Genomic DNA, 11,294 nt, shown 5'->3' with positions numbered 1-11,294 from the left:
CTCGACCAGGACGACGTACCACGCGTTCCCATAGCTGCCGATCAACGGCCCCTCACCATACCTAACTCGCATTTGTCTCGCTTGCGTTCCTTATGCGACAAAGCACTTCCAACGGCCGCAGTATTGGCATCGACATTAACGTCAATCCCGTATCTCTCGATCAACTTCGCACAATAGCCCACAGTTGATTCGAGTCGAGAAGGGACGCAGCAAAAAAATCATAAAATTTCAATCATTTTTCAGAAAGACCACGTAACCGCGAAACCATGGACTCTCAGCAAGATATCGAGGCGCTTACCACTCGCCACGTTGGACGATCCCGACCCGGAAGGGCAATTTCAGCCGCCCAACGCGCGGCAGATAGGCGTCGTAATTGGTAATGGTATGGCGACCCTGATAGGTCTGCACGACGACCTCGTCGACAACGGATTTGAGCTGGTTGACCTGATCGGCGTCAACGCGGCTGCTCCAGTCGAGCAGACCAGTAATGCTCAACCGGTAATCGGCGGGCAAACGCTCACGCAGACCGCACAGAAAATCGATGTAGTCCTGCAAATGAAGCGTATGTGCATCGAAATCGATCTGAACACCGACAACGTTATGCCCCTCTGCTCGCCAGCGCGCCAATTGTGCCAGCATGACTTTCTCGACGCGCGGCGTCCAGCGCAACGTATTTGCGCGATACACGAGCCAGATTGAGGCACGGGACAAAGGCGGCGACGGCGTGCCCTGTGCGATGAAGCGCACGATCGTTTCGTCTTTCGGCGATGCGTCGATCTGCCCCTGAAGCACGTAGAGGGTGCGCGCACTACGCCAGACCGCCTGGGGCTTCACATTCGCCCATATCCAGAACGCGTCATACTGCGTCGCGTCCACAGTACCTGCCAGTGCGGCCTGTACGGACAGCAGCAGCATACCGCCGCATAGCAGATGCTTCACTCGCGCTTACCAGTAATACCTGAGTGATTGTGCTGCCAGACTACGTGGATAGGTCGACTTCAGCGTATTGAACCACCGCTTTCGCGTCTCGCGCGAGATGTTATCGCCTCCGCAGTCACTCGAACCAGCCGGTGCGAAGCAGCGGATTGCACGATAGAACGCGTAAGCACGGTCGTCCGCCGAAGCCCGCGCATTGTTCATGACCTGCTGATAATTTGTCATCCGTTCAAACGTTTTACCCGGAAATTGAGAAGGACTACTGCCGAGTGTTAGCGGGTAGCTGGTCACTGGTTGCCGCACGGTGTGGAACACCATCGGATCTTCGACGAGACTGTATGCGGGGGGATTTCGGCGCACGAACTCGCCAAGACAATTCAGCCCCTTCGGATCCTGAGGATCGCGCTGCAGAATCGTCGCCACGTCTCGTATGGACGGACATGCGTAGCCGATGTCATCGACCGTGCCGGCCGCTGCGAAGGGTTTCAACGGCTTCGCCGGATTATCCCGTATCAAGGCCAGATCCCCGATGAAATCGGGGTAGTGTCCGCGGGTCAGCTCTTTGTACAGCAGGGTGTAGAGTGCGAGATCGCGCAGCGCGCCGCGTGTCGCGCTGTTCTGCGCCTGCGCCCTCAGCAGGCTCGCGCCGGCCGCGCGCTGAAGCAGTGTGGCGCGAATGGCGGTGTTTTGAACGAGGGAATCATCCGCAAAGACACGATCGACGAGACCGGCCTGCTCGAGGTTGATGGCGAGTGCGAGTTCCAGCGCCTCGCGCTGAAAACGGTATGTCGCCAGCGGTATCAACCTGGCCCAGAGCTGTCGTGCATCTTCGGCCTTACCGCTGTCTTCAAGTGCAAAGGCGCGCAACGTCTGCTGGCTCAAGCCGAAGTAGTCGAGCGGAGCGTCGCTCGTCTGCGGCAGCAGCGCAAGCGCCTGATCCGGCTGATGCCCGACATAGACGTACCACACCGCGAGCAGGAAGCTGTGCAGCGCAGGTGCGGCGCCAAAGCGTGGCTTCTGCGCCTGCAACTCGTTCAACGCGATCGGCTTCGGGCTGTTCGCATCTTTGCTGTAGGGAACACGCATGCGCATCAGGTCAAGCGTCGCGAGCAGCTGGGGAGACTGGATCCGGCCCGGCTCGATATCCGCCATCAGGAACTTGCTATCGAGTTCGTTCGCCAGTTGATCGAGCCGGACGTTCGACGTTGCTGGGGACCAGTTCGCAAACGCCCTGGCATAGAGTTCGGACTGCCGTCCGACGTCGCCGCCGAGCCATGCAACGCGTCGTTGCAAGCCCGCAGCGGATGTCGAATATCGGCCGTGAGGGTAGACATGCAGATAGGCGCGGAAGACCGTATCGGCTGCGCCGAGCGAGACCTTGACAACTGCTGAACGATTCAGCGCATTGCTGTCGCCTTCGAACACGTTCGCCTGGTCGGCGTTCAGTTGGGCGCGGCCGGTCATGTAAAGCGCGGACTCCTTTAGCCAAGGATCGGAACTGTGCGACGCACTGGCAAATGAGTTTGTCGCGTGGAAGAAATCGCCGTGATAAAACGCGAACGCACCATCGAGGTAAGTGGCAAACTGTTGGCTAAGAGGAGACTTCAGGCCCGCGGGCTTTGTCCATGTCACTCTCGCCCCGCTATTCGCGCAAGCCTTGCCGATGTCGGCGCGCGCGGCGCGCAAACGCATGGCTTCCTCCGTAGGAAGCTGCTTCGCGGCGTCCAACGACTCATAGAACGCCTTGTCTCCTGATGCAATGCTGCGGCAGATACTGCCTTCTCCATCGGCATAGCGATCCGCCTGGACACCATCCGTGGCATTGTCGTTCGACGTACCGGACAGCGAGCGACTGTAGTCTATCCATCCCGAAAAGTCGTACACGAATGGGACAGGAAGCTCGCTAATGCGATCCGGGGACGTGACGTTCGCCGGAGCGGGAAGGAATTGCGCGAACGTTTCGGACCGTGCCATCAACAGCATGGCGTTGATTCTCGTATCGTTGCCGGGGCTCAGTATCGGCAAGCCCCCACACGAATAGTCGTTTTGCCGGATCGTGGCCGACGTTTCGCAAGTATCGTCCGAGCTGGCATAAGCGAGCGAAACAGGAAGTAGGATCGCCACGAGGGTAGTTATGATGCGTCGAAGTGACAACGTAATTCTCCATATCGCCGGGACCGTGCTGGAAAAGGCCCGCGGCCGTCTATGACATCGTCCTACTGATCTTTACCGTTTTCCTGCGCCGCGCCGCCGCGCGCGAGCCGGGCGGCCAACGTGCCCAGCGCACCAACTGCGAGCACCAGGGCGCCCCATAAGACGTATCGCCGCGTTGCATCCGGGTTGGCTGACCTCTGCGCGGCCTGAGCCGTGTTTGCATGCTCCGCCGACATCGCACCGACACGCGCCGCCATGACGGCAGACAACTTGCTGATGAGCAATGCATCGCGCGTCGAGGCCGCCGGAGCGAGTGCCGCATTGCCGACCGCAAGCGTGAACGGCGGATCGCCCCGTGCAACAAAGGTCAGCCGCCCCGGCCGCCACCTCGCGGCAACCGTTGGCAACCCGCCGCCCAGGCCGCCGTTGCGCATATCGACCTGAAGACGCCACTGGCGATCCGTATCGGCCGGCAACGTCAGCGGCTCGTTGCCTTGTTCGCCCAACTTTCCCCTCAAACGGAACAGCGTGCCCGACTGTACCGTTTGCCACGGTTGCTGCGCATTGACGCGCGAGTCAATCGTCACGCTGGCCACCGTATTGGGTTGCGGCAATCCGAACCTCAATCCGTCGACGGGATAGGCGCCGTCTGTCTCGAACAGGTATTCACCTGGCGACTGGCCCGCACGCACGCGCACGGCGCTTCGCCACTGTTCGGTGTCCCCGACATCTTTCGCCCCGGCTGAAGCGCTGACCTCCGGCGCCGACTCCGTCGTTTCCAGTTCGACCGACTCGATATCGGGCGCGTCGTCGAGCCAGTGCAAGCGCAAGTAGCGACTACGCAGTCCCGAGACACTAACCCGCTCCTGAACGAGCCGGTTGTCGCCATGAGTCAGACGCAGCACTTGCGCATCGCTCAACGGCTGCCAGTCACGCAGGTCATCGGACTGTTCGACGCTTACCCGACCTTGATACTCGATGTCGCGCAAATGAATCCAGATAGCGTCGCCGTGTGGCTCGCTCCGGCCAAGATCGATCAGGTCGTCGTGTGACGTAGCAAGCCGCGCCGACGGCGCAGCCGCGTGCAGCGATCCGTCGGTGGCAATCGTTACGCCCAGTGGTGCCGCCGACGTGTTTGCCTTGGTCGTCGGTAACGGGAACCAGGCGACCCGCTGGCGTACGCGTGAGGTCGGTAGTTCTGGAGCGGCCGTTTCAAGCGTGTAAGGTACCGGTTCGTCCGCACCGTTAAGCACACGCAGATCACCCAGATCTCCCCGCTGGCTCGCTGCGTAGACAGATTGAGGGAGCATGGTCGTGTAGTACGCGCCACTGCCTGAGAGTTCAAGCGCAAAACGGTGTGTGAAACGCGTCTCGGCGTCAGCAGGATGGGCGTTTGCACTTATCAGGAGCGCACCCAACAGGTAGAGGGTGCCATGAGCTTGTCGCCGACCTCGCGCTCCTGCCGCCGCATCAACCCGTACGCACCGGCCAATGCCAGCGGCCAGGCGAGCGCGCCCGGGCCGGAGAGCGGCGCGGCACCTGCATCGAAAGTACGCACCAGCGCGACTGTCAAGACGGGAGCCAGGGCAAGCGCGACCCATTCAGCAAGCGGCCAGATCAAGCGCCTGTGCGCGATGTGCGCGAGCCACGCGGTGGCAACTGCGAAGAGCAGCGTCGCATCGGTTTCAAAACGAAGTTGATGCGCGCCAGCGTGGACTTCGGCGTATCGAACGATTTCTCCAATACCGCCGCCCAGCCACCAGAGTAGTCCCCATGCCGCAGCCGCGATACCCCACTCCCCCATCCAGGCGTGCCACGCACGGGCCTCGCTGCGAGCGTGCAACCACCAGCCTGTGAAAAGGCCGGCAAGGGCGATCAGCAAGGTCGCAATATATGAACCGTTGAGCACCGGCAAGCCGCCAACAATGCCGCCCGTGGTAACCGACCCGGCAAATGCGCACGCTGCCGCCAGTTGCGTCACGATGCCAAATCCGAATGGCAGGAGGCGTCTTTCTCGCACACCCACCCAGACCAGCGCCGCGCCTTCGAGAGCCCACGCGGCGCTCGTCGTCGGGCCTGAGAAGGCGAACGGCAATGCGAGTGTTGCAAAGATGACACCAAGCGCGAGCGTAGCGTCGAACAGCAGGCCCAGGCGTGCCCGCCGCGGCTTCAACCACAACGCTACGCCAAGATAGAACGCCGCGAGCACAACCGCGCTCCAGGCAAGCCCAAACGGCACATTGCGCACCAGCGCAGCCTGCAGACCGGCAACGACAATCGGCGTGCCAAACACAAGCGTACCGTCGATATAGCTTTTGAGCGCGATCTCACGTTTCACCGCATAAAGCAGCCCGATCCCGACGTAAATCAGGAAGAACAGAACGAGAAATGGCTCGGTTGAGCGCAGCAGTTCGGACCGGTAAGCCGTGCTCCCCCACGCAGCGCCAATCGTGAAAGTGAAAACGAAACCAAGCAGGTTGAGCGGACGCCATGCCTTGAACCAGGCAAAGGAAATGATGCCAATATTCAGGATTGCATAGTAACCGAACAGGGCTACGTGATTTCCACCACCGCTCGACAGGAGGATTGGCGCCAGAAATCCACCGGCACTCCCCATGAAGGCGAGTGAACGGGCATCCTGCCGGACCGCCAGATACGCGCTTAGCGCACAGATCACAATCATCAGGGCGAGCGCAGGCATTGTGGGCAGCAAGGAATAGAGCCGTGCGGCCGCGAACACGATCAGATAAAGAATGCCGACGCCCCCGCCTTGCAGCACCAGTCCATAGGCACCGCGGCGCGCACCGATCCGCTGTCCCGCGATCAACATCGCCGTCGCGCCAACCGCGACGGCTGCGAGGCGGAATTCGACAGGCAGAAGGCTGTTGTCGGCAGCATATTTGAGCAGAAACGCGACACCGAACAGGAGAACAACGATGCCCACGCACACAACAGTATTGCCGCCAAGCAACCAGCCCGTCGCCGCGCGGAACACTCTCTCGAAAATCCCGGGCTCCGTATGCACAGGTTCGCCCTCGGGGCCGCTATCAGTCGCGGGCTCGGCGGAATCCGTGACGTGCCCTTCTTCGACTTGCGGCGAGTGCAGCACAGGCACGAGCGCAATGGGCGAACGCAAATCTGCGGTTGCTGTTTCGCCAGCGACTGCCACCGCGCGCTTTGGTACCACAAGCCCGGAATTCTCCGGTTGCCCAGGCATGGCAGGCATCCCGGTGGGACGGACATCGGTTGGCAGGATCGCGTCCTGCTTGGGCACGCGCGCGTCCGGCGCCTCCGTGCGAGGCCTGTCGATTTGCACCAGACGCTGCCTGAGCACCGCGACGTCGATCTCGAGCTGGCCGACGCGCTCCCTGACGGCTGCGAGACCCTGGTCCCGCTCGCGGGCACCTTGTGCCTCCTCCTTCGAGCGGCTGCCAACTTTCAGCATGTGGCAGACGAAAGCACCAGCCAAGGCGCCAAACATCGCCGTTACGACGCCGGGCGTGTCGTAAGTCAGCGAGGCTATCAAGCCCGCCACGAGCCCCAGCACGGATCCAAGCCAAGTATTCATTTTTGGCACGCTCTCTTTTGCCATGCTCCTGCGTCTGGACAGTTCCTGACCGAGCAGTCGGCGCGTATCCGCAATGTCCGAACAAATACGGCTTCCAATATCAGCCTGTGCCAATACGGGTTGCGCGGCGCAGACCAGAACGATGGTGCAAACAGGAACGATAGATTCATCACACAATCGTATTGCGGGGCTTATCGAACAGGGAATTTCCGGAGTGTGCAGCAGAATCAACTTCTGCCTGTTCTCTACGCGATTGCCCGCACCGCCCCTTCGGCCCGCTCATTGCTTCATGACTTCCAGTGCCGGCCCATAGGCGAAACGCATCGAATCTGACAGCTTTCGCGCTGCCTCCCGGTATGCAGCGGGCAGCGTAGGCAGAACGACAAGCCGCCCCCATGGGCGTCGCGGGAGCCTGCATGGCCCCTACTTCGCCCAACGGACTACGCTTGTCGAAGATATCGGGATGAAATCCATCAAATCGAGCGGCTCTGGGGTCTGCGAAGGTACTCCGTCAGACAGAAGGAACCTTGATGAATATGTCAGTATCCGTTTGGGATCGGCAATCGCTTGCATTGGCGCGATTTCACCACCCACTCTGGCAATCGTCAATTAAGGAATTGTCAAATTCACGTTTAACCAATCTCGAAAATTCCACAAAAATTCCGTTGGCTATTCGCGGCGATTATCTCGAATTAATCTTATTGTCATTCGTCGGAACTGATGCCAAGATTGCGCGCTTCACAGTCTGGTCAACAAGGGCGAGCATTGGAAAAGCTGCTTCGTGCGCTCCGGCAAGATGGTAGCAAGACCGATTACAACCTGCGACGAGGCCATTCGTTTTCAGCCTTTCTCGCTGCGCTCGCGTTCTGCGCGTCGCTCCCCTGTAGTGCCGCCTCCATTATTGTCGACTCGGGTCACACGCCCAGGCACCCAGGTGCAACAGGTGCGAGCGGCCGCGTTGAATATCTCTATAACCTTGATCTCGGCGCCGCGCTGAAAAAAGATCTGGAAGCCACCGGAGATCGGGTTACACGAACCTCCGCTGACGGCAAGGAGATCAGCCTTGAGTCGCGCCCGCAAGCGGCACCTGATGCCGATTTTTTCATATCGATCCATCACGACTCGATTCAGCAGCAATGGATCGACGCGGGCCGGCGCAGCGAATTCAGCGGCTACGCAATCTTCGTCTCGGAGCGCAATCCGCGTTACAACGAGAGCCTTCTCTGCGCAAAGGAAATCGGCAGGCGCCTGCTCGCGGCAGGCGAACATCCATCGCTTTATCACGCGACACCTATCGACGGCGAGAACCGCCCCGTCATTGATCGCGAGCTCGGCATACACCGCTACGACAACCTGGTCGTACTGAAAACGGCCCCGATGCCCGCCGTTCTGGTCGAAGCGGGCGTGATAGCGAATCCCGCCGAGGAGAAGCGGCTGGCCCAGCCCGACACCATCCAGCATCTTGCTGCGGCGATTGCAGGCGGTGTGCACGCCTGCCAGACACATTGAATTTCCGCGGCGATGCAGGTAATCAACCAGGGAGATATTCCAGTGAAACGACTCTTTCTTACCCTCGCGGCGATTTCTTTCGCGGGCGGCGCATATGCGGCAGGTTGTGCAAAACCTCGCAATGCTTTCGACGATGTGTATTGCTCAGGCAACCTGTTTGCGCAGGTCGACCATGATCTCAATTCCGAATATGCGACGCTGCAAAAGCGTCTGTCGACCGGCCAGCAGGCGATGCTGAAACGAAGTCAGGTTTCCTGGATCAGGCAGCGGGACGCAGCATGCAGCGAAACCAAGGAATCCGGATTCTTCGTCAACCTCGACTGTGCGGTCGATATGACGCAGCAGCGTCTCGCCTTCCTCCGGGAAAGGGAGCGCGAGTGCAACAGCACGGGTTGCGCGGAGTCGAAACTCGGCCAGTGAAGTCCGCGTGCCATCACTGCGTCATCGTGGCCTGCGATGCCCGCAGGCGGAATAGGGCGCGATAGACGCAAATGCGCTGAGGCGTCGCTTCTGCTCGGTGGGTTCAATTCGCTGGAGGACACAGTATTGAGCAGGTAGAACCCATTCGCCATGGCGGACGCCAGCCATGATCTCTGGTTAGCGCCACCCAGTGCTTTTCATCCCGCCTGCTTCCTGATCAACTGGGAGATTTCATGTCTTTGCGTGATGCAATACTTTCCGAACCGGCCACTACAGCATCCGGCTTCGCACCACGTATGGCGGAGACGATGGCTATACGAAAGTCGACGCATTCGACATCAACGGTCAGAAGTTCAGCATTTCCAGCAAGGCCATACCGACGGAGTAACTGCACGGCAGGCAGATGGATTGCACATGGCAATCGGGCAAACTTCCTCGCTGGCTACGCCCGCTTTATCTCCCCCTCCTTTTAACGGCTCATGGAAGACAACCGGCGCCCGATCAAATCCCGCTCCAACACCTTGGTCATCGAGCTTTCCAATTGGCTCGCCAGCACGCCCGTCACGCCTAACCAGATTTCATGCGCGAGCGTAGTCTTTGCTGCGATAGGCGCCTTGGCGCTGTTGCGAATCGACAGTGTGTCCGCAATGCTGATCGCCGTCGCGGGCGTCCAGTTGCGACTACTGTGCAACGTCATCGACGGACTCGTTGCTGTGGAAGGCGGCAAGAAGTCCATCGTCGGACCAATTTTTAACGAATTTCCGGATCGCGTCGCGGACAGCGTGCTGCTTGTCGCGACAGGCTACGCGGGCGGCGCGGAATCGCTCGGCTGGGCCGCGTCACTGCTTGCCGCACTAACCGCCTATGTTCGTGTAACTGGCGGCGCTTTGGGATTAACACAGCGCTTCATCGGGCCGATGGCCAAGCAGCAACGGATGGCCGTGCTCACGTTCGCATGTCTCGGCACAATCGTCGAAACCTGGCTGCATCGGCCACACTTCTGCCTGCTCGCGGGTCTCGTGATCATTGCCGCAGGCAGCGCGCTCACCTGCATCACCCGCACGCGCACGCTGGTGCGCGACCTGCACCGTGCCCGACAAGGCGCCGGGGAGAACAACCATGGATAACCTGATGCAAAGCGTGCTGCTTGGTGTCATACGGCTAGTGGTGGGAGCGCGCGGTCGCTTTGCAAGTGCGCCACCGTCAGCGCGGCAGACGATCTATTTCGCCAATCATTCGAGCAACGCCGATACCCTCGCAATTCTGTCGGCGCTGCCGCCGGCGCTGCGCGTGAACGTACGTCCAGCAGCAGCGCGCGACTACTGGGATAGCACGCCAGTGCGCCGCTTCATTGCACAGCGTGTGCTGGGGGCAGTTTATGTGACGCGCCAGCGCGTGGAAGGCGAAGATCCGCTCCAGCCCGTACGGGACGCCCTCGCCTGCGGCTCGTCGATCATCATCTTCCCCGAGGGCATGCGCAACCAGACAGGGCAGATTGGCCCGTTCAAGAGCGGCCTTTACTGGCTGTCGCGCGAGTTCCCGGACGTTCAACTCGTACCCGTACATTTGACCAATCTCCTGCGCGCAATGCCCAAGGGCAGGATGCTGCCGGTACCGATCAACTGTCAGGTTATCTTTGGAGCGCCCGTGCCTGGCGCAGCGACGCTTGGCAAGGACGACTTCCTCGCCACGGCCCGAGACGCGGTCGTCCAGCTTCAAAACGCAGTACGGAACTAGCCATGCCACACGTATTCTGGATCACGATCGTGGGGGTGCTCGCCCTCCTCCTTGCCTTCACGATTGCGGGAGCCGTGCTGCGCGTAAAGCTCGGCGCGGACAATGCGACGATCTCCAACATGAACCAGCGCATCGCGGCGTGGTGGGTCATGATCGCCGTTGTCAGCGGCGCGCTGTGGCTCGGCCCTTACGCAACGCTCTTCCTGTTCTTCATCTGCTCGTTCTTCGCGCTGCGCGAATTCATCACGCTCACACCGACCCGGGCAGCCGACTACTGGCCACTCGTGCTCGCCTGGTACGTCGTGCTGCCCGTTCAGTATCTGCTGGTCGCGTTTCACTGGTATGGCCTTTTCGCCATCTTCATGCCCGTGTACATGTTTTTCATGCTCCCAGCGGCGAGCGCGTTCGCGCAGGATACGACCGATTTTCTCGAACGCAACGCCAGACTCCAGTGGGCACTGATGGTGTGCGTGTATTCGCTGAGCTACGCCCCCGCGCTGCTGTTGCTGCCCCTGCCTCACTACTTTGACAATAACGGACCGCTGTTGCTGTTCTTCCTTCTGGTCGTGCAGTCAAGTGACGTATTCCAATATGTCTGCGGCAAGCTCTGGGGCAAGCACAAGCTCTCTCCCCTCGTGAGCCCTTCCAAAACATGGGAAGGCCTGATTGGCGGCGGCGCACTCGCCATCTGCCTCGGAACGCTCCTCCACGGTCTCACGCCGTTCAGTCCCTGGCAGGCGGCGGTAATGTCAGCGGTCACGGTAGCCGGCGGCTTCATCGGGGGCCTTGTGCTCTCCGCCGTCAAACGGTCGATGGGCGCGAAGGACTGGGGCGTCATGATTGCCGGTCACGGCGGCATGCTCGATCGCGTCGACTCCATCTGTTTTGCCGCACCCGTCTTCTTTCACCTCACACGCTACTTTTTCGCGCTGAATACGTGACGTCGCTCGCACCGAGCCATAAATCACAC

Annotated in this window: 8 protein-coding genes and 1 pseudogene; 5 read left to right on the top strand and 4 right to left on the bottom strand. The window is 60.4% G+C overall.

The features are described 5' to 3' along the window. Positions 1-228: 228 nt before the first annotated feature. The 4 genes and pseudogenes from U5805_RS27950 to U5805_RS27935 form a co-directional block, all read right to left on the bottom strand. Positions 229-915, bottom strand: a pseudogene (locus U5805_RS27950) (DUF3142 domain-containing protein). 30 nt (positions 916-945) lie between these two features. Continuing rightward, positions 946-2,919, bottom strand: coding sequence for a hypothetical protein (locus U5805_RS27945; RefSeq protein WP_322106749.1), 1,974 nt, complete (start codon positions 2,917-2,919; stop codon positions 946-948). Between the two features lie 233 nt (positions 2,920-3,152). Then, a complete protein-coding gene (locus U5805_RS27940; RefSeq protein WP_415914683.1) occupies positions 3,153-4,511 on the bottom strand; it encodes a DUF3999 domain-containing protein in 1,359 nt (452 codons plus the stop codon). Continuing rightward, positions 4,493-6,889, bottom strand: a complete 2,397-nt coding sequence (locus U5805_RS27935; protein WP_322106747.1) for a DUF2339 domain-containing protein — start codon at positions 6,887-6,889, stop codon at positions 4,493-4,495. Before U5805_RS27935 ends, U5805_RS27940 begins: the two co-directional genes overlap by 19 nt. A 543-nt stretch (positions 6,890-7,432) precedes the next feature. Here U5805_RS27935 and U5805_RS27930 point away from each other — a divergent pair. The 5 genes from U5805_RS27930 (at position 7,433) to U5805_RS27910 (ending at position 11,265) form a co-directional block, all read left to right on the top strand. Next, entirely contained in the window at positions 7,433-8,167 is a 735-nt protein-coding gene (locus tag U5805_RS27930) for an N-acetylmuramoyl-L-alanine amidase family protein (protein WP_415914682.1), read from the top strand. A gap of 42 nt (positions 8,168-8,209) precedes the next feature. Further along, positions 8,210-8,587, top strand: a complete 378-nt coding sequence (locus U5805_RS27925) for a lysozyme inhibitor LprI family protein (protein WP_322106746.1) — start codon at positions 8,210-8,212, stop codon at positions 8,585-8,587. A 479-nt stretch (positions 8,588-9,066) separates the two neighbouring features. Beyond that, positions 9,067-9,714, top strand: coding sequence for a CDP-alcohol phosphatidyltransferase family protein (locus U5805_RS27920; RefSeq protein WP_322106745.1), 648 nt, complete (start codon positions 9,067-9,069; stop codon positions 9,712-9,714). Next, the gene (locus U5805_RS27915) at positions 9,707-10,324 is read left to right on the top strand and encodes a lysophospholipid acyltransferase family protein (protein WP_322106744.1); all 618 of its coding nucleotides are present in this window, start codon (positions 9,707-9,709) and stop codon (positions 10,322-10,324) included. The genes U5805_RS27920 and U5805_RS27915 overlap by 8 nt, the downstream gene beginning before the upstream one ends. Positions 10,325-10,326: 2 nt before the next feature. After that, on the top strand, positions 10,327-11,265 hold the full coding sequence (locus U5805_RS27910; RefSeq protein WP_322106743.1) for a phosphatidate cytidylyltransferase: 939 nt from the start codon (positions 10,327-10,329) through the stop codon (positions 11,263-11,265). Positions 11,266-11,294 lie beyond the last annotated feature (29 nt).

The sequence above is a fragment of the Paraburkholderia sp. J41 genome, assembly GCF_905220235.1.
GTDB lineage: Bacteria > Pseudomonadota > Gammaproteobacteria > Burkholderiales > Burkholderiaceae > Paraburkholderia.
Note: the sequence above shows the minus strand (reverse complement) of the source record. Positions and strands in the feature narration are given on the sequence as shown.